The organism is Enterobacter sp. Tr-810 (genome assembly GCF_011752765.1).
In the GTDB taxonomy this organism is placed as follows: domain Bacteria; phylum Pseudomonadota; class Gammaproteobacteria; order Enterobacterales; family Enterobacteriaceae; genus Enterobacter; species Enterobacter soli.
The window spans coordinates 761,140-780,279 of sequence record NZ_VWWW01000001.1 but is presented as its reverse complement, the minus strand read 5'-3'; the positions used below and the strand labels follow the sequence as shown (position 1 = coordinate 780,279).

14 protein-coding genes, 3 tRNA genes and 1 pseudogene are annotated in these 19,140 nt (G+C 51.5%); 12 read left to right on the top strand and 6 right to left on the bottom strand.

Translation table 11 applies throughout. The annotated features are described in order from the left end of the window. The first annotated feature begins 332 nt into the window (after nt 1–332). The 6 genes from uvrY to F3J30_RS03725 all read left to right on the top strand — a co-directional run bounded on the left by uvrY (nt 333) and on the right by F3J30_RS03725 (nt 3,874). The gene (uvrY, locus tag F3J30_RS03750) at nt 333–989 is read left to right on the top strand and encodes a UvrY/SirA/GacA family response regulator transcription factor (RefSeq protein ID WP_014070750.1); all 657 of its coding nucleotides are present in this window, start codon (nt 333–335) and stop codon (nt 987–989) included. Beyond that, a complete protein-coding gene (gene uvrC, locus F3J30_RS03745) occupies nt 986–2,818 on the top strand; it encodes an excinuclease ABC subunit UvrC (RefSeq protein WP_166715944.1) in 1,833 nt (610 codons plus the stop codon). Before uvrY ends, uvrC begins: the two co-directional genes overlap by 4 nt. Nucleotides 2,819–2,874: 56 nt before the next feature. Beyond that, nucleotides 2,875–3,423: a CDP-diacylglycerol--glycerol-3-phosphate 3-phosphatidyltransferase gene (pgsA, locus tag F3J30_RS03740; protein WP_014070748.1), complete on the top strand. Its 549-nt coding sequence runs from the start codon at nt 2,875–2,877 to the stop codon at nt 3,421–3,423. 152 nt (nt 3,424–3,575) lie between these two features. Beyond that, nucleotides 3,576–3,651: transfer RNA gene (locus F3J30_RS03735), tRNA-Gly, on the top strand. Between the two features lie 51 nt (nt 3,652–3,702). Continuing rightward, nucleotides 3,703–3,776: transfer RNA gene (locus F3J30_RS03730), tRNA-Cys, on the top strand. 11 nt (nt 3,777–3,787) lie between these two features. Next, a tRNA-Leu gene (locus tag F3J30_RS03725) sits at nt 3,788–3,874 on the top strand. Between the two features lie 133 nt (nt 3,875–4,007). On the opposite strand, the pseudogene F3J30_RS03720 reads toward F3J30_RS03725, so the two are convergent. Further along, nucleotides 4,008–4,112: pseudogene (locus F3J30_RS03720) on the bottom strand (integrase); the annotation flags it as partial. Nucleotides 4,113–4,290: 178 nt separating this feature from the next. Between F3J30_RS03720 and mzaA the strand changes: the two are divergent. Genes mzaA through mzaE form a run of 5 tightly spaced genes read left to right on the top strand, consistent with a single transcriptional unit; the run spans nt 4,291 to nt 13,491 of the window. Then, nucleotides 4,291–6,342, top strand: coding sequence for an MZA anti-phage system associated sigma-70 family RNA polymerase sigma factor MzaA (mzaA, locus tag F3J30_RS03715; protein ID WP_166715942.1), 2,052 nt, complete (start codon nt 4,291–4,293; stop codon nt 6,340–6,342). After that, entirely contained in the window at nt 6,339–7,841 is a 1,503-nt protein-coding gene (mzaB, locus tag F3J30_RS03710; protein ID WP_166715940.1) for an MZA anti-phage system associated ATPase MzaB, read from the top strand. Before mzaA ends, mzaB begins: the two co-directional genes overlap by 4 nt. Next, nucleotides 7,838–10,696, top strand: coding sequence for an MZA anti-phage system associated Z1 domain-containing protein MzaC (gene mzaC / locus F3J30_RS03705; RefSeq protein ID WP_166715938.1), 2,859 nt, complete (start codon nt 7,838–7,840; stop codon nt 10,694–10,696). Before mzaB ends, mzaC begins: the two co-directional genes overlap by 4 nt. After that, entirely contained in the window at nt 10,680–11,708 is a 1,029-nt protein-coding gene (mzaD, locus tag F3J30_RS03700) for an MZA anti-phage system associated PD-(D/E)XK motif protein MzaD (RefSeq protein WP_166715936.1), read from the top strand. The genes mzaC and mzaD overlap by 17 nt, the downstream gene beginning before the upstream one ends. Beyond that, nucleotides 11,695–13,491: an MZA anti-phage system associated AIPR family protein MzaE gene (gene mzaE / locus F3J30_RS03695; protein ID WP_166715934.1), complete on the top strand. Its 1,797-nt coding sequence runs from the start codon at nt 11,695–11,697 to the stop codon at nt 13,489–13,491. Before mzaD ends, mzaE begins: the two co-directional genes overlap by 14 nt. 465 nt (nt 13,492–13,956) lie before the next feature. On the opposite strand, the gene F3J30_RS03690 is transcribed toward mzaE, so the two are convergent. Beyond that, nucleotides 13,957–14,358, bottom strand: coding sequence for a hypothetical protein (locus tag F3J30_RS03690; protein ID WP_166715932.1), 402 nt, complete (start codon nt 14,356–14,358; stop codon nt 13,957–13,959). A 75-nt stretch (nt 14,359–14,433) separates the two neighbouring features. On the opposite strand from F3J30_RS03690, the gene F3J30_RS03685 reads away from it, so the two are divergent. Further along, nucleotides 14,434–14,901 (top strand): hypothetical protein, encoded by a 468-nt coding sequence (locus F3J30_RS03685; protein ID WP_166715929.1) that lies wholly within the window; start codon nt 14,434–14,436, stop codon nt 14,899–14,901. 356 nt (nt 14,902–15,257) lie between these two features. Here F3J30_RS03685 and F3J30_RS03680 read toward each other — a convergent pair whose 3' ends face one another. Genes F3J30_RS03680 through F3J30_RS03665 form a run of 4 tightly spaced genes read right to left on the bottom strand, consistent with a single transcriptional unit; the run spans nt 15,258 to nt 19,058 of the window. Then, the gene (locus tag F3J30_RS03680; protein ID WP_166715926.1) at nt 15,258–15,974 is read right to left on the bottom strand and encodes an ABC transporter ATP-binding protein; all 717 of its coding nucleotides are present in this window, start codon (nt 15,972–15,974) and stop codon (nt 15,258–15,260) included. Then, nucleotides 15,971–16,846 (bottom strand): ATP-binding cassette domain-containing protein, encoded by an 876-nt coding sequence (locus F3J30_RS03675; RefSeq protein ID WP_166715924.1) that lies wholly within the window; start codon nt 16,844–16,846, stop codon nt 15,971–15,973. Before F3J30_RS03675 ends, F3J30_RS03680 begins: the two co-directional genes overlap by 4 nt. Continuing rightward, complete coding sequence (livM, locus tag F3J30_RS03670) at nt 16,843–18,132, bottom strand: high-affinity branched-chain amino acid ABC transporter permease LivM (RefSeq protein ID WP_166715921.1); 1,290 nt, start codon at nt 18,130–18,132, stop codon at nt 16,843–16,845. The genes F3J30_RS03675 and livM overlap by 4 nt, the downstream gene beginning before the upstream one ends. 11 nt (nt 18,133–18,143) lie before the next feature. Continuing rightward, nucleotides 18,144–19,058 (bottom strand): branched-chain amino acid ABC transporter permease, encoded by a 915-nt coding sequence (locus F3J30_RS03665; RefSeq protein ID WP_014070742.1) that lies wholly within the window; start codon nt 19,056–19,058, stop codon nt 18,144–18,146. Nucleotides 19,059–19,140 lie beyond the last annotated feature (82 nt).

The following is a 19,140-nucleotide window of genomic DNA, read 5'->3' as shown; positions in this document are numbered from 1 at the left end:
CAAACGGAGGTAATCTGTACGCCAGTTTATCTGCAATTAATTGTTTAACGTCGGTACTGCCACCGTTAATTATTGTTACAAAAATTTGAGTTCTGTTTTTTCTTAGGTTTTTTTAGGGTTGTTTTGTAACCTTTTGAATACAGATGCTTAAAAATAGCCTCAAAAGCCCTGGCGCCGCTGCGTTTCTTTCCACCAGGTGTACAGGCTAATTTCCAAAAACGAGAGCAAAATCGAATAGCCGGTTTTTTAACGTTTTAATCTTGAGAGGAAAACCGTTAATATAAACCAAATTAGCAGTCAGTAGCGTTATCCCTATTCTGGAGACATTTCCTTTGATCAACGTCCTTCTTGTTGATGACCACGAACTGGTGCGCGCAGGGATACGACGCATTCTTGAAGATATAAAAGGTATCAAAGTTGCCGGTGAAGTCTGCTGTGGTGAAGATGCTGTTAAATGGTGTCGCACTAACTCGGCGGACGTCGTGTTGATGGATATGAACATGCCCGGCATTGGCGGGCTGGAAGCCACACGTAAAATCGCCCGTACCTTCATTGATACAAAAGTCATCATGCTGACAGTGCATACCGAAAACCCACTGCCCGCCAAAGTGATGCAGGCAGGTGCTGCCGGGTATCTCAGCAAGGGCGCTGCCCCGCAGGAAGTGGTTAATGCTATCCGTTCAGTGTTTGCCGGTCAGCGCTATATCGCGTCGGACATCGCTCAACAAATGGCGTTGAGCCAGATTGAACCTGACAAAACAGAATCGCCATTCGCCAGTTTGTCTGAGCGCGAATTGCAGATTATGCTGATGATCACCAAAGGCCAGAAAGTGAATGAGATTTCAGAGCAGCTGAATCTCAGTCCGAAAACGGTGAACAGCTACCGCTATCGTATGTTCAGTAAACTGAACATTCACGGCGATGTCGAACTGACTCACCTGGCGATTCGCCATGGTCTGTGTAATGCGGAAACCTTAACCAGCCAGTGAGTGATGTGTTCGATTCAAAAGCATTTCTGAAAACCGTTACCAGCCAGCCAGGCGTTTATCGGATGTATGACGCTGGCGGTACGGTTATCTATGTAGGGAAGGCGAAAGATCTTAAAAAGCGCCTCTCCAGCTATTTTCGCAGCAATCTTGCTTCCCGTAAGACCGAAGCCCTGGTCGCGCTTATCAACAGCATTGATGTCACCGTGACCCACACTGAGACAGAAGCGCTGCTGCTCGAACATAACTACATCAAGCTTTATCAGCCGCGCTACAACGTGTTGTTGCGTGATGACAAGTCATACCCTTTTATTTTTCTCAGCGGTGATACCCATCCACGCCTGGCCATGCACCGTGGCGCAAAACATGCGAAGGGTGAATATTTTGGCCCGTTCCCGAACGGGTACGCCGTGCGTGAAACCCTGGCACTGCTGCAAAAAATCTTCCCGGTTCGTCAATGCGAGAACAGCGTTTATCGCAACCGCTCACGTCCCTGCCTGCAATACCAGATTGGGCGTTGTCTGGGACCATGCGTTGCCGGCCTGGTGACGGAAGAAGAGTATGCTCAGCAGGTGGAGTATGTGCGCCTGTTTTTAGCCGGAAAAGACGATCAGGTGCTGACGCAGCTGATTGCCCGCATGGAAAAAGCCAGTAGCGCGCTGGAGTTTGAAGAAGCGGCGCGCATTCGCGATCAGATCCAGGCCGTGCGCAGGGTGACCGAGAAGCAGTTTGTTTCTAATACGGGTGACGATCTTGATGTCATCGGCGTTGCCTTTGATGCCGGGCTGGCGTGTGTCCACGTGCTGTTTATTCGCCAGGGCAAAGTGCTCGGTAGCCGTAGCTATTTCCCGAAAGTGCCAGGTGGTACCGAGCTAGGTGAGGTTGTTGAAACTTTTGTGGGACAGTTCTATCTCCAGGGCAGCCAGATGCGCACGCTGCCTTCTGAGATCCTGCTCGATTTCAATCTTGATGATAAAACCCTGCTGGCCGATTCACTTTCTGAGCTGGCGGGGCGGCGCGTCAATGTCCAGACCAAACCGCGCGGCGATCGCGCGCGTTATCTCAAGCTGGCGCGAACTAATGCCGCCACGGCATTGACCACCAAACTTTCGCAGCAGTCGACGGTCAGCCAGCGTTTGACCGCTCTGGCAACGCTTCTGAAATTACCTGAAGTGAAGCGTATGGAGTGTTTTGACATCAGCCATACGATGGGTGAACAGACGGTGGCATCCTGTGTGGTGTTTGATGCCAACGGCCCGCTACGCGCGGAGTATCGGCGCTATAACATCACCGGCATCACGCCAGGCGATGATTACGCGGCCATGAATCAGGTGCTGCGTCGTCGTTATGGCAAAGCGATAGAAGAGAGTAAGATCCCGGATGTGATCCTGATTGACGGCGGCAAAGGGCAGCTTGGTCAGGCGAAAGCTGTTTTTGAATCGCTGGACGTGACCTGGGACAAAGAGCACCCGTTGCTGTTAGGTGTCGCAAAAGGGGCAGATCGTAAAGCGGGGCTGGAAACCTTGTTCTTCGAGCCAGAAGGTGAGGGATTCAGTTTGCCGCCGGATTCCCCTGCGTTGCACGTGATTCAGCACATTCGTGATGAGTCCCACGATCACGCGATCAGCGGACACCGTAAAAAACGGGCAAAAGTGAAGAACACCAGTACACTTGAAACCATTGATGGTGTGGGTCCGAAACGTCGCCAGATGCTGTTGAAGTATATGGGCGGATTGCAAGGATTACTCAATGCGAGCATTGAAGAAATTGCAAAAGTGCCGGGTATTTCGCAAGCACTGGCAGAAAAGATCTACTACTCGTTGAAACATTGAGGGCTCTGTAGCAACATAGAGCTAAATTTTACTGACAACAGACAGTTACCGTCATTATGCGATTTAATATCCCTACGTTGCTCACTCTCTTTCGCGTCGTGCTCATCCCGTTCTTTGTATTGGCGTTTTACCTGCCGGTTGTCTGGTCGCCCTTCGCGTGTGCACTGATTTTCCTTATTGCTGCCGTCACCGACTGGTTCGATGGTTATCTGGCTCGTCGCTGGAACCAAAGCACCCGTTTTGGCGCATTCCTTGATCCGGTTGCCGATAAAGTGATGGTGGCTATCGCCATGGTGTTGGTGGCCGAACACTATCACACCTGGTGGGTGACACTGCCTGCGGCGACGATGATTGGTCGTGAGATTATTATCTCTGCGCTGCGCGAGTGGATGGCGGAACTGGGTAAACGCAGCAGCGTGGCTGTGTCGTGGATCGGTAAAGTCAAAACAACGGCGCAAATGGCGGCGCTGGTGTGGATGCTGTGGCGCCCTAACGCGTGGGTAGAGTGGGCGGGTATTGGCTTATTGTGGGTCGCTGCGGTTCTGACTTTGTGGTCAATGCTGCAATATTTGAACGCTGCACGCGGGGATTTGCTTGAACAGTGATCGTTTCGCCGTAAATTTCAGCAAACGATCCAGGGATGCAAAAAATAACGTTGACTCAAAACGTCATATAAGTAGAATGCAACGCATCGAACGGCGGCACAGTTAGCCAGACGATAATGAAATCAAGTGATTAGATAATTACCTGGTGACATGCGGGAATAGCTCAGTTGGTAGAGCACGACCTTGCCAAGGTCGGGGTCGCGAGTTCGAGTCTCGTTTCCCGCTCCAGATTAAATGCATCGGCAATTGCGGGTGTAAGTCGAAAGACAAAAGATTTAAGGCGCGTTAGCAAAGCGGTTATGTAGCGGATTGCAAATCCGTCTAGTCCGGTTCGACTCCGGAACGCGCCTCCACTTTCTTCCCTGGCCGGATGGTGGAATCGGTAGACACAAGGGATTTAAAATCCCTCGGCGTTCGCGCTGTGTGGGTTCAAGTCCCACTCCGGCTACCATGGGAAACAAAGAATAAAATCAATGATAAGCAGTGTCGTACTAACCACCGAAAGGTGGTTTTTTATTATCTAAATTTCGCCATTCGCCATAGTTTCGCCACTCAACTTCGCCATACGAAGAGGGCATCACTGCCCCCCCGACCACCGGCACTACAGTAATTTTCCGGTTATACCTTGCTGTCTGAGATGCATTTTTATGGCCTGAAATTTCCTGCTTCTCATGAATTGTCCCTTCAAGCAAATGCTTTAACGGGTCCTTCAGCTCAACAAAACTCGATTTTTTCATCAAAGCCCAATTGGCGATGAAGATCACCAAAAATGATATGTTACTTATATATACAGTACCAAATTCGATTTTCTCCCTATAAGATAGATTGCATTTCCGCCGGTGTGGTTTACAAGGAAAGGCTGTCGACATGCATCGCTCTGTTTCTGAGTTTTATCGCATCCCCCCTTTACTTATTCGGGCGCTAAAAAGCGGAGTCTCCTCCGTGGTGGAGTTCCATCTCAGCAGGGGATTGCCGAAAGATTCACGAGATTCTCTGGGAAATAGCCCATTGATGATTGCGGCCCAGAATGGGCATTTCGCTATTTGCGAAATGTTGTTGTGTGCGGGTGTCGATGTTGAACATCAAAACAACCTCGGGTTTTGCGCCAGTGACCTCGCACAGGAGCAAACGTTACGTGATCTGTTGGCTCGTTATCGGCAATCTCCTCCACCTGCCGGGCAGCAACCAACAGGGGGGCTAGATGATGATGCAGACGTTGAGGTTGTAATTGAAGCCGATGTTGAAACAGAACCTCCCGAAATCGAAGACGCAATGGATTTTCTGCAGTGGGATGCTGAAGTCGAATCGGAACCCGCCGAAGATAATCTGACATTACGGCACGCTTCCGCTGAGGCTCAGCAATTATTATCCCGCTATCGCCCGAAAGATAACGCTGCTGAGTGGACCGATATCGAACTCTCGCTTCCTGACCCGCCGACGCCAGTTTCTCACTCTCCGCAAAATTATCCCCATTTATCAACATTGCTCACTGGCGCACTGGATGCCGGTCGTGTCTCTGTGCATGACATCCGGTTTGCCGGGGAAGAGGATTTCGGCATGCCGTGGCCTGAATTCCGGGTCAGCGTAGAGGCATTGATCAAGGACTTACCTTTGATTGTGGATGGTGATGATGCTTTTCCGGAAAGTGATACCTGTGGGGAATTAGCGGCGAGTGATGATCTCGAGCCCTGGTATGACGCTTTCGGTGCATTGCGGCAGTCCGGCATCTTTGAACGTTATCTTATGGACATTCGCCAATGGGATGTCGTCGATAAAACAAAGGAGGAGCGACTCGGGCAGCGCATGGATACGGCGCTTATCAACTTGATGACGATCCTGGCGGGATTACCCGAAGCAGAATATCTTCAGTTGCTACATCCGAATTGCCTTCCGGCGACATCGTCTGAGATTACTGAAGTGGAAGACGACGCGGAAGACGCGGATGAGGACATCTCTTCCGCAGCTGATGACGATGACGCCGTCAGATTTAACGATCTGCTCTTTCTCCTTAGAAGTGGGAAAGCAGAAGAGTACCAGGAAAATCATATCCCCCGCCCGGAGTACGCTGACCTGCAACAGATAGTCGAGCGCGCCCAAACACTCATCCCTGATGAATGCCATAAAATGAGTCTGTATGTCAGTAGTTACAGAGAAGCCTGGGAGGGGTTAATCCACGCCAATTTGCGTCTGGTGGTCGCGATTGCGAAAAAACACTGCGGGCGAGGATTAGATATCGAGGACCTGATCCAGGAAGGCAATCTGGGCTTGATCAAGGCCGTTGAAAAATTTGACTATCGGCGTGGTTTTAAATTCTCCACCTATGCCTCCTGGTGGATCCGCCAGAAGATCACCCGTGCGATTGCCGATCAGACGCAGCTCATCCGTTTACCCGTTCACTTCTATGAGCAATTCAGGCGTTGGCGGAGTAGTCGGGATCAGTTGCTGCATCGTCAGGGGATAACGCCCACCCTCAGACGGTTGCAGGAAATGACCGACCTTCCAGATCGTCAACTTCTTCGGATGGCTAAATATGAAGAACAGACGGCGCTGATTGGTGATTTTCATGATGACGCCCAGGACCGTGAAGCAGCGTTGTCGGGAGACGCGCTGCTGACCAGAAGGGATTTCACCAGTGCTCCCGTTCAATCTCTTGAGCTAAGAGAACATATTTCATCGGTTCTGAATACGCTGTTGCCACGGGAAACACAAATCCTAAAAATGCGTTTTGGCATCGGTATGACGCAAGATTTCACCCTGGAAGAGGTGGGTAAACAGTTTGATGTCACGCGAGAAAGAATACGTCAGATAGAAGCCAAAGCGCTCCGTAAGCTCCGCCATCACAGCCGGGCGTCGAAATTAGGCGGCTTCGTCGAACAGTGGGAAACCGCGTTAAGCGAGATGCAGGAAGAAGAAGAATGACGACCATGCGCCATGCACCACCGAATGCAGCCATTATGATCGAAGCTCTGCGAGGGCTAGGTTACAACACCGCCACCGCACTGGCTGACATCATCGACAACAGCATTAGTGCTGGTGCCCGTAAGGTCGATCTGGCTTTTCACTGGCGTGAATCGGATAGCTATATCGTGGTTCGGGATAATGGTTGCGGCATGTTGGCCGCTGAGCTGGATGTTGCGATGCGGCTGGGGGTCAAAAACCCGCTGACAAAGCGTCATGGACACGATCTGGGCCGCTTCGGCCTTGGACTCAAAACCGCCTCCTTTTCGCAATGCCGCCGCCTGACGGTCTCCTCTAAAAAAGAGGGGATAACGACCATTCTGCGGTGGGATCTGGACATTCTCGCTGCAAGTACGGACGACGGCTGGTATTTGCTTGAAGGTGCTGACCCTGGAAGTCAGGAGGCGTTAGCAAATGCGGAACCTGATTCCCAGGGTACGGTGGTGCTGTGGGAAGTGTTAGACCGAATTGTCACCCCCGGCTACGGTGAGAAAGATTTCCTCAATCTGATGGATAGCGTTGAACAACATCTGGCGATGGTATTTCACCGATTCCTTGAGGGGAACTCTCCACGACTCACTCTCACCCTCAATGGTTGCAAAATTAAAGCTTGGGATCCCTTTCTCAGCGGGCATCCTTCCAAGCCCTGGCATTCGCCTTCGGCAATGGCTCCAGGCGCTCCTGCCGTGAGGGTGGAGTGTCATGTTCTGCCGCATCAGGATCACCTGACGACGCAGGAGTATCAACAGGCTCAAGGACCGGCAGGCTGGACTGCTCAGCAAGGATTTTATGTATACCGGAATGAGCGATTGTTGGTGGCGGGCAACTGGCTTGGACTCGGAAGTCCCCGGGCCTGGACGAAAGATGAAACCCACCGCCTTGCGCGGATCCGTCTGGATATCCCTAATGATGCCGACATAGACTGGAAGATTGATATTCGTAAATCGATGGCGCGCCCGCCGGTTTCGCTGCGTCCTTGGTTAACCCAACTGGCGCAATCAACACGAGATCGTGCGGTAAGGACATTTGCAAAACGCGGGAAAATGAATAAGCGTAAGCCTAGCGAGGAACTCGTCCATCTCTGGCAGGCGCAGAAGACGTCATCAGGTGTTCGTTACCAGATTTCGTTACAACATCCTGTCATCAGCAATGTCCTTTTGCAGGCTGGTGAGTTATCCCCACAAATTCAGGTCATGCTAAGACTGATTGAGGAAACTGTTCCTGTTCAGCAAATCTGGCTTGATACAGCTGAGACAAAAGAGACGCCGCGGACAGGCTTTGAAACAGCACCGTCCGCAGAGGTGTTATCCGTATTGCAGGTCATGTACCAGACTCTGGTTGGTCAGCAGGCGATGTCACCGGCGCTGGCGAAAAAGCATCTGCAAAATATGGAACCTTTCGATAATTATCCCGAATTAATTGCACAACTCCCCGACGATCAACAAGAGAAATCGCTATGAGTTTGAATCCTCTGGATGACACGCAACTGAGTGTATTGCAGATTGTGCAAACGCTCCTGCAAGGCCTTGATAAAAGCTCGATCACGCCTGGCATTCTGCGCCAACATATTGACATGGTTTGTCAGATGAAACCGGAGTGGAGCCGCCTTGATAACCGGGAGATTCTGGTCGAAGAGCTGATCCGGCGTTATAGCATCTGGATGGGAGAAGATACTTCTCTGAGTAATGACGAAGGGCATCAACCCTGGCTGACTGCTGATGCGAAACGCGAGTGGCGCTACTGGCATCGATATCGCCAATGGCTTGGTAAAACGATGCCCTGGGGAGTCCTGGATACCCTGGACCGGTCAACGGACCGTGTTCTGGGATTACTTGAGCAGCCAGGGCGGGAAGGGCGCTGGGACCGGCGTGGGCTGGTGGTCGGCCATGTTCAGTCGGGGAAAACCAGCCATTATACCGGTCTAATCTGTAAAGCCGCGGATGCGGGATATAAGATAATCATTGTGCTTGCTGGTTTGCATAATAACCTTCGGTCGCAGACCCAAATGCGTCTTGATGAAGGATTTCTTGGCTACGAGACGAGTCCACTCAGAGAAAAAGTGACCATCATTGGGGTGGGCGATATTGATAGCGATCCCGTTATCCGTCCCAATTACGTCACCAACAGATCTGAAAAGGGTGACTTCAGTGCCGGAGTGGCTAAGAATCTGGGAATCAGCCCCGAGCAACGGCCCTGGCTGTTCGTGGTAAAGAAAAATAAATCTATTCTGAAACGCCTGCATACCTGGATTGAAAACCATGTAGCCACCAGCGTTGACCCCGTCACCGGAAAGCGCTTTGTTTCGGAATTACCGCTGCTGATGATTGATGATGAAGCGGATAACGCCTCAGTTGATACGGGGGAAATCGTCTACGATGACGATGGGAAACCGGATACTGAACATCAGCCAACGGCAATCAATAGCCTGATTCGTAAGCTGTTGATGCAGTTCAGCCGTAAGGCGTATGTCGGCTATACCGCCACGCCATTTGCCAATATTTTTATTCACGAGAGCAATGAAACGCGTGATGAAGGCCCGGATTTGTTCCCTTCCGCCTTTATCATTAACCTCGGCGCACCTTCTAACTACATCGGCCCGGCGAGGGTATTTGGTCGGGCCACCGCGGAAGGGCGGACCGGTGAGCTGCCTTTGATCAGGCGGGTGAGCGATCATTGCAGCGATGACGGAAAAAGAGGGTGGATGCCGGTTTCTCATAAGAGCTCGCACCATCCCACGCTTAATACACTAACCCATTTCCCGGACTCGTTAAAACACGCCATCGATAGCTTTTTGCTGGCGTGCTGCGTCCGGGAATTACGCGGTCAGGGAGATAAACACAGTTCGATGCTGGTCCATGTGACCCGCTTCAATAAAGTGCAATCGGTCGTTTATGAGCATATTGACGCCTACATTCAGGACGTGAGACAGCGGCTGACGCGAAGGATTGGACACGAGCCTTTTTTACATCAGCTTGAATCACTCTGGCAGGCCGACTTTTTGCCGACTGGTCAGGTGATCCGCGACGTCATGCCGCAGCAGATTCCGGACGACGCCTTTTCGTGGGGGGAGATCGTAGACAAGCTGTATACCGTGATCGAAAACGTGTCGGTACGAATGATAAACGGAACGGCGAAGGATGCACTTGATTATTCTGACAGTGCGACAGGCTTAAAAGTCATTGCGATTGGCGGAGATAAACTGGCTAGGGGCCTAACGCTTGAGGGACTATGCACCAGTTATTTCTTACGCGCCTCACGCATGTATGACACGTTAATGCAGATGGGGCGCTGGTTTGGCTATCGCCAGGGATATCTGGACGTATGTCGGCTGTATACCACTGATGAGCTGATTGAATGGTTTGAGCACATTGCGGATGCATCGGAAGAGCTGAGAGAAGAGTTTGACAATATGGTCGCCAGCGGCGGAACCCCGCGTGATTTCGGGCTAAAAGTGAAATCACACCCCGTGTTAATGGTGACATCCCCCTTAAAAATGCGTAGCGCGCGCTCACTATGGCTCTCTTTCAGTGGCACGGTGGTCGAAACGATTTCGTTGTTTAAAGAATCGGAGTACCACAAGCGTAACTATGCGGCCTTCCAGCATCTGACCGGACGTGTCGGTTCTGGCTCTCCAATACCTGAGACACGGCGCGGAGAGAAGATTGAAAAATGGAAAGGGGTCATTTGGCAAAACGTCTCTCCCGAGCCGATCATTGATTTCTTAACTGAATATGAGACCCACGCTCAGGCCAGGAAAGCCAACAGCAAACTGCTGGCGGATTTCATTACGCGGATGAATCGTGTTGATGAACTCACCCAATGGACGGTGGCGGTGATAGGGGGGGGCGTCGATCGTCATCATGCTGTCTGTGGCTTCCCGGTCCCGCTTATGATGCGTAAAGCGTCTGAGGGGGTCACTGACCGCTACTCCATTGGCCGTTTACTTTCCCCACGCGATGAAGGGATTGACTGCGATGAATCGACCTGGCTTGCTGCACTGGCAGAAACGCAGCGTATTTTTCATGCCGATCCCGGACGCAATGAAGGGCGAGAGGTGCCCGTCATTCCTGGTGGCGTAGTACTGCGTCGAATCAAAGGATTTGGCATAAACGACATCCCGGCACAGCGTCAAAAAGGGCTACTGCTCATTTACTTACTGGACCCACAACAGGTGTTGCCGGCAGCGGAATATCAGGATGATGCCTTGCCTGTGGTGGCTTTTGGCATCAGTTTTCCGGGAAGCCGCAGTGGGATAACGGTGGAGTACAAAGTGAACAACGTACTGTGGGAGCAAGAGTATGGTGCGGCTGAGTAAAGATGATCTGCTGGCGGCCTGGAAAGCCTTAGATCGATCTCAGATAGACGAACAGCCCGGCGCTCAGGGCTGGCGCGGGATTCGGCTTTTCACGCACCAGGGCTGTAGCTTTCATGCCGGGCGTCGTCAGCCTGATAATGAAGAAATGCTTATTGCCGTTTTTCCTCATCCTCTTTCGTCGGGGTCGACGGCGCTTCCGTCCTGTAGAGGATTTCGCGTTGAGATGACCGGAACAGAGGAGGGGCGGCAGAACGGTTTGATGATCCGTCGCCAGCAAACGGGGAATGCGGATGTCTTTACGACGATGATTCTGGATATTCTCCATTCGCTCCTGAAGGTTTCTGAACCGCGTCTGTTTGAAACCCTGCTCCGTCGGATTCATTTATGGCAGGCGTTTATGGAGCGCGATACCCGTCCACTCAGTCACGAAGAAGAAGTGGGGTTAATCGGGGAATTGACATGTCTGGAGCGGTTGATCGAGAGCGGTCTTGCGTCGTCAACGGCAGTCGAAGCATGGGTAGGTCCGCAGCATGGCCTACAGGATTTTGAACTCGATGAACGCGCCATTGAGGTCAAAAGCACCACTGCAGAGCAGGGTTTTTGCGTAACTATCCACGCTCTTGAACAACTGGACTGGCAGCGGTCTTGCTCGCTCATGTTGTGCGGTTTGCGTTTCAGCGAGCATCCCACCGGCGCGACCCTGAATGAACTCATTCACCGTCTTCGTCAGCGGTTTGAGGGAAACGCTTCGGCAGCCTGTCTTTTTGAGGGATCGCTTTGTCACGTCGGATATTTCACTGAACATGCTGAATTCTATACACGTCATTTCTTGCTGACAGAGGCGTTCGCACTCCCCATTGAAGCGGATTTTCCCTCTTTGACGCATGCCAATGTCCCGTTGCCCGTGGTGAGTGCGTGCTATCAACTCGAACTCCAGACACTTATTCCTCAGGCTCATAATTTTAACTATTGCTTGTCAGACTTTGCAGGATTACCGCATGGAACTTATTGATTTTTTGCGTCAAACCCAGAATGAGATTCGCAAGGAATATCAGGATCAAATGGCTCAGCCTGGGGTTGAGTCACCTTTTCCGGAGCTGATTTTTACCGATATTGTTATGCGTCATATGGCCGATATCGGCATGACATTCGACGATGCTGAGACGTGTCACTTTATGGCGAAAGTCAGTGGACACAATGTGCGTCTCAGCAGTTATGCCTTCTCAGAAGATGGCGATCAACTTGACCTTTTTGTCAGCATTTATCACGGTAGCGACGAGCTTTGTCACGTCCCGGATGCTGAGACAAAAGCGATTGCCAGTCACTGCATTCAATTTTTGCAGAAGTGCGTTGACGGTAAATTATCATCCACGCTTGATCAGTCCAATGATGCATGGCAACTGGTGACGACTATCGAACAGTCCTATACGGAACTGGAGCAAATCAGAATTTATGTTCTGACCGATGGTCAGGTGAAAACCCGCTGGTATCAGTCCCGCGACGTGGCCGGTAAAACCATTAAATTAGAGGTTATGGACATTGTCCGTCTGTTTAACCACTGGCAGGAAGGTAAGCCACGCGACGAACTGCAGGTTAATTTTGATGAGGTGGCGGGGGGCGCACTCCCCTGTGTCTGGATCCCGGATGAAATGGGCGAATATGATTATGCGCTGACGGTGGTTCCAGGCGAGACGCTGCGATTTATCTATGAAAAATATGGCAACCGGATTCTGGAAGCGAACGTTCGCTCATTTTTGAGCCAGACGGGGAAAGTCAACAAGGGGATTCGCGACACTTTACGTGAGCAGCCTGAGCGTTTTATGGCTTATAACAACGGCATTGTTATTGTTGCCGATCAGGTCAGGCTTGGTGAAGCGCCGGGAGGCGGCCCAGGTATTGCGTGGATGCAGGGGATGCAGATTGTCAACGGTGGGCAGACGACGGCTTCCATGTTTTTCACCAAAAAGAAATTCCCGGCAACCAATCTGCGTAATGTGCGTGTACCCGCAAAAGTCATTGTGCTGAAACAGACGAATAATGCGCAAGAAGAGATGCTAATTGCGGATATTTCGCGCTTCTCGAATAGCCAGAATAAAGTCAATATTTCCGATCTGTCAGCCAATCGACCGGTGCATGTACAGCTGGAAAAAATGGCAAACACGGTGTATTGCCCGGACGGATATAGTCGTTGGTTTTACGAGCGAGCGAATGGCAGTTATAAGGTTATGCTGGAAAGAGAAGGTAAAACACCAGCTGGAATCAAACGGTTAAAAGACGCGATTCCTCCCTCTCGTCGAATAACGAAAACGGATTTCGCAAAATATCACTGTGCCTGGCTCCAGCATCCGGATTTAGTCAGCCTTGGCGGACAGAAAAACTTTGCCGCATTAATGACGATGATCGACAAGGATACTGAGCGTTATGGGGATGAATTGAACATTGAGAGGTTTAAAAATTACATCGCGCAGGCCATTATTTATAAGAAAGCCTATAAGCTGATTAATTCTCTTTTCCCTGCATTTAAGGCAAATATCGCCGCCTATACCGTGGCCGCCTATTCGCATCTTTATGGCAACCAAACGGATCTGGCAGAGATCTGGAATCAACAAGGCATTGAGGAAACGATGGGCAACCGCCTTGTCAGCTTAGCCCATCGGGTGAATAGTCTTCTGACTGAATCCGCGAACGGCAGGATGATTTCGGAGTGGGCGAAGAAGCCTGAATGCTGGGAGTATGTGCGCAGCAAGATCTATTTCTCCGCACATGAAAAAATGGAAGATCACATGAGTAGTTAAATTGTCCACTGAGTTCATGATCAAAGCCCTGCATGTGTGTTATGGGTTGCTCGCAGCAGGGCTTTGTTGAATAAACCGAACTTTTTCTTAGTTGAAAACTAAGATTACATATTACCTTACAACGCCGGTAGCCCCATGGCGGTTCACATCATCTTTCTTTAAAATATTCTCAGGCAGGAAACTGTTCTTCTGTACTTTTTCTGTACTCAAAGTCATCCAAATCTATCTATTTACTGCCAATTACAGTAAGTGAAAAGACTACTACAGCAAAGTTTCGCATTGCACTGCTATGTAATTCGTTGATCCTGCGTAGAATTTAAAATCCCTCGGCGTTCGCGCTGTGTGGGTTCAAGTCCCACTCCGGCTACCATGGGAAACAAAGAATAAAATCAATGATAAGCAGTGTCGTGAAACCTCCTACGGGTGGTTTTTTTGTATCTGAAATTCATGTTCTGAGCGTGTCTGCTAAGGCACGGTCCCCTCAATAAGCAATCCCGCCTCTTTAAGAGCAAGCACGACATTCATTTGCTGATTGTGGTTGGCTGGCGGCTGGCTACAGTCAGCGATGCTCAGTGCCCACAACGCCTGAGGGGTATAATCTGCATCAGGTTCTGCGAGCAAAAGCTGGGCTGCCCGGATCGTATAATCCTTATTCGGTCCGGCTAATGCCCGCGTGGAAAGGTATTCTCCGGCGGGAACGCCTTTCACCCAGCCAAACTGGCATAACCCCAGAAATGCGGATTTAGGGCAACCTTTCTCTTTTCCTGCTACCGCGCGGCTCCATGCCTCTACAGGCGCGAATCTCTGCCTGATAAGTTCGACTGCATTTAGAGTGATAGCGCCGTAGCTACTTTGACTGGCTTTCATTTTTTATCATGCCTTACATCAGATTGCTGGATCTAACGATGATATCATCTGATCAAAAATGAGGGACTTGAAAAGATGACGGAACCGCAGGTAACTGGACGACGCAAAGCATTATGGGATACCTTCTGCCACAACCAGAAAATAACAGAAAACAGCACTCCTTTGTTCGATACAGACCATGAGTCTATCGTGCGCGTCCGGCAGGTAGGGAAGACACTATCCAGGAGCATTCTCTCGCGAAGTGAATCGATGGAAGCGCGGGTGATTGCTGAAACAAACATTCTGCTGAATGATATTGAGCGCAACAGTGAACAGTATGATGGTCTTATCTATATGATGTTTACACGTCAAAATGATGATGTCATCCCGCTCTATATTGGTAAAGCTGAATCCAAAGGCCGCAGTAACCCTGTGTCTGCCAATATAAAGGATGTGGCTCGCGTGAAAGATAAATTCGCTCGTTGGGGGGATAACTACCAGTACCATATTGGGGATCTGAGTGCATCTGTACTACCAGGCCACGATGCCAGTATGTCACATTAAAATATCAGCATTGGGCGGAAAGCCTGTTTGTTTCATATCCAGCGGAACGGCCACAATTAAAGCAGGATATCTGGTTCTGGTGTAAAGCATGGAACAAAAATAATACAGGTATATGGCCTGAATTTGGCCCAATAAGATTAACGTTTCTGGAATATCTGCTAATTGGTGTGGCAAGTTCGCTCTTCCCTGAGACATTGCTGAACCGTGAAGGGCATAGTCGTAGCTGACTGACTTCAATAAGACAATTCACGACTCTGCATGTTATCGCCCCGAAGAGATAGCCCATTGCATGAACTGCGAAGGGCTATTGACTACATCCGGGGGTAATCTGCAAGACATCACCTGTTAAGGGTTCGCTACGCCCCGCCCAGATACGCCTTCCTGACCTCCTGATTCCCCAGCAGCTCCTCGCCGCTACCGCTCAGCCTGATTTGCCCGTTGACCATCACGTACCCGCGGTCAGACAGCTTCAGCGCGTGATGCGCATTTTGCTCCACCAGGAAAATGGTCATCCCGTTGCGGGCCAGCTCGCGCAGGGTCTGAAAGATCTGTTTCACCACAATAGGCGCCAGACCGAGGCTCGGTTCATCCAGCAGTAACAGCTTTGGCCGGCTCATCAGCGCCCGGGCGATGGCCAGCATTTGTTGCTCCCCGCCGGACATGGTCATCGCGCGCTGCTTGCGGCGCTCCTTCAGGCGCGGGAACAGATCAAACATGCTTTGCATATCCTGCGCGGCATACTGATTGCCAATGGGGATCGTCCCCATCAACAAATTTTCTTCCACCGTCATATCCGGGAAAATACGCCGTCCTTCCGGTGCCTGCGCAATGCCGCCAGAGGCAACAAAGTGCGTTGACTGGTGGCTAATATCATCCCCACAAAACAGGATTTGTCCCTTTCTGATGCGCGGCTGCCCGAATATGGACATCAGCAACGTGGATTTCCCCGCACCGTTAGCGCCAATCAGAGCCACGGTTTCCCCTTGGTTAACCTGCAAGGAGACCTGTTTTAACGCCTGGATCACGCCGTAGAACACATCCACTTCACGAAACTCCAGCATTGCCTCGCTCATATATTGACCTCGCTCTCATCGGTGCCCAGATAAGCGGCAATCACTTTTTCATCGTGCTGAATCTGCTCGGGTTTTCCCTGAGCAATGACATCACCGTGGTCGAGCACAATAATGTCGTCCGAAATCTCCATCACCATCCCCATATCATGTTCAATCAGCAGCACCGTTATCTGGTGATGATCGCGCAGAAAGCGGATGATTTTACTGAGCGTGCGGGTTTCTACCGGGTTTAGCCCGGCGGCAGGTTCGTCCAGGCAAATCATCTCTGGCCCGGTACACATGGCGCGTGCAATTTCCAGCCGACGCTGTTGCCCGTAAGACATCTCGCCCGCCAGCCGGTTGGCGCAATCCACCAGATCCACCACCTCCAGCCAGTAAAAGGCCCGGTCCAGAGCTGCACTTTCCGCCCGGCGATAGGCGGGGGTATTCAGCACCCCGGCTATCAGATTACGGTTTACCTGCATATGCTGCGCCACCAGCAGGTTTTCCACCACCGACATCTCCCGAAATAGCCGAATATTCTGAAAGGTGCGGGCAAGCCCGGCGCGGTTCACCAGATGCGTCCCGCCGAACATTTTGTAAAAAAGACGCTGCCCCAGCTGTGCCGGCTTAATCCAGTCGCCTGGCTGGAATTTTTGCCCCAGCACCTGAATCACATTGGTGGTTTTACTGCGGGTGTTGAACATAATGTTGCCGCCGGATGCCTTATAGAATCCGGTCAGGCAGTTAAAGACCGTGGTTTTCCCCGCACCGTTCGGCCCAATCAGGGCGGTTATCGAACCGCGTTGTACCTCCAGATTGACATCGTTCAACGCCTTGATACCGCCAAAATGCATCATCAGATGTTCAACGCTTAAGATCGTTCCGTTCATGGCGCGACTCCCTTACGCACGGCAAAACCGCTGCGGTTAATACGGATCAGACCGCGCGGTCGCCAGATCATCATGATCACCATCAACATGCCAAACAGCAGAACGCGATACTCCGCAAAGCTGCGCAACAGTTCCGGCGTAACGGTAAGCACAAAGGCGGCAAGCACCACGCCCACGGTCGAGCCCATACCGCCCAGCACCACAATGGCGAGGATCAGTGCCGACTCAAAAAAGGTAAACGATGTGGGATTGACAAAGCCCTGATACGTTGCGAAGAACACCCCGGCAATCCCGGCGGTGGATGCACCCAGAGTAAAGGCCGAGAGCTTCACCAGCACATGATTTAGCCCCATTGAACGGCAGGCAATTTCGTCTTCGCGCAACGCTTCCCATGCCCGGCCGATCGGCATCCGCGTCAGACGATGCTTGATGTACAGCACCAGCAGCACCACCAGGAAGAGGACGGCGTAGATAAAGATAAACTTCAGGTTCGGGTTATAGGTCAGGTGGAAAAATTCATGGAAGGGGACTCCTCCCTCTTTGGCGCGCCGCCCAAATTCCAGACCAAAGAAGGTCGGCGGCGGGGCGGAGATTCCATTCGGGCCGCCGGTGAACGACAGCCAGTTGTTGAGGATCAGGCGAATAATCTCGCCAAAGCCCAGCGTCACAATCGCCAGGTAATCTCCGTGCATTCGCAACACCGGGAAGCCCAGCAAGGCGCCTGCGGCGGCTGCCATCAGCGCGGCAAGCGGCAGCATGGACCAGAAACCCAATCCCAGATACTGATACCCCAGTGCCAGGCCGTAAGCGCCAATGGCATAAAAGGCGACATACCCCAAATCCAGTAGCCCTGCCAGACCCACCACAATGTTCAGCCCAAGACCGAGTAACACGTAAATCAGGCCCAGAATGGCAACCGTTAACACGTACTTAGTGGCGACAAAGGGGAAACACACGGCAAGTGCGATGACCAGCGGGATAATCCAGCGCATCCGGCTTTTATAATCAGCCGGGCGAACATAAACGCCCGCGTTATCTGCTTCAAAACGGGACAAGAAACGCGTCCCGGTATGAGTACCCAAAAAGGCGCTGAGCATAAACCGCCCGATCATGACGATGGCGACAATCCACGCCAGCCGGGCTCCGGCAAAGTTAAAGCTGTAGCCATCCAGAACAACGCCTACAATCGGGCCGAAGATAATGAGTGCAACCATGCCTGAAAAAATCGCGTCCAGGATGCAACGCTTAAGTGAGAAACCGTCAGACGAAACAGCGTGTGATGTCATGCCATTCTCCCTCACACTTTGGCCACAACAGGGCGGCCGAGCAGTCCCTGTGGGCGGAAAATCAGGATAACCACCAGTAACCCAAACGAGAACACGTCTTTATAATCCGAGTTCACCATCCCGGAGAACTGCGCTTCGGCCACGCCGAGAATCAACCCGCCGAGCATGGCGCCCGGTAATGAGCCGATTCCCCCTAGTACCGCAGCGGTAAAAGCCTTAATACCGATCACGAACCCGGCGTAAAAATCAAAAGTGCCGTAGTTCATGGTGATCAACACCCCGGCAAGGCCAGCCATCGCCGCGCCAATCACAAATACCAGGGAGATGATCCTGTCAGTGTTGATCCCGAGGATAGAGGCCATTTTGCGATCCTGCTGAACCGCGCGGCACATGCGCCCTAAGCGGGTATTGCCAATTATCCAGGTCAGCAGCAGCATCCCCAGGAACGAGGCGACGAGGATAAAGACTTTGGTATAGGTTATCTGGACAAAGCCTTCACCCAGATGGAAACGGAGAACGCCATCAAGCATGGTCGGAACCCCTTGCTGGCGTGGCCCCTGGCTGATTTGCGCGTAGTTTTGCAGGATAAGTGACATCCCGATGGCGGAAATCAGCGGTGCTAAACGGGTGGAGTTGCGTAGGGGTTTATACGCAATACGCTCTATCGTCCAGCCATACACGCCCGTCACCACAATGGTAAAGACCAGTGTGCCGAGAATGAGCAGGGGGAATGACTGCAAACCGAAGAACGACAGCAGCGCCAGGCCGATGGCGCAGAGATAGGCAGAGATCATATACACCTCGCCATGAGCGAAGTTAATCATGCCGATAATGCCATAAACCATGGTGTAACCAATGGCGATCAATCCATAGACAGAACCGAGCGTTAAGCCATTGATTAATTGTTGCAGGAAGAATGTACTCATCTTAGCGCGCTCTTTATAACGGCCGCGCGAGCCGCGCAGCCTGATGTTTATTTCGCGCCGGCAGAAGACCTGCCGGCGTTGA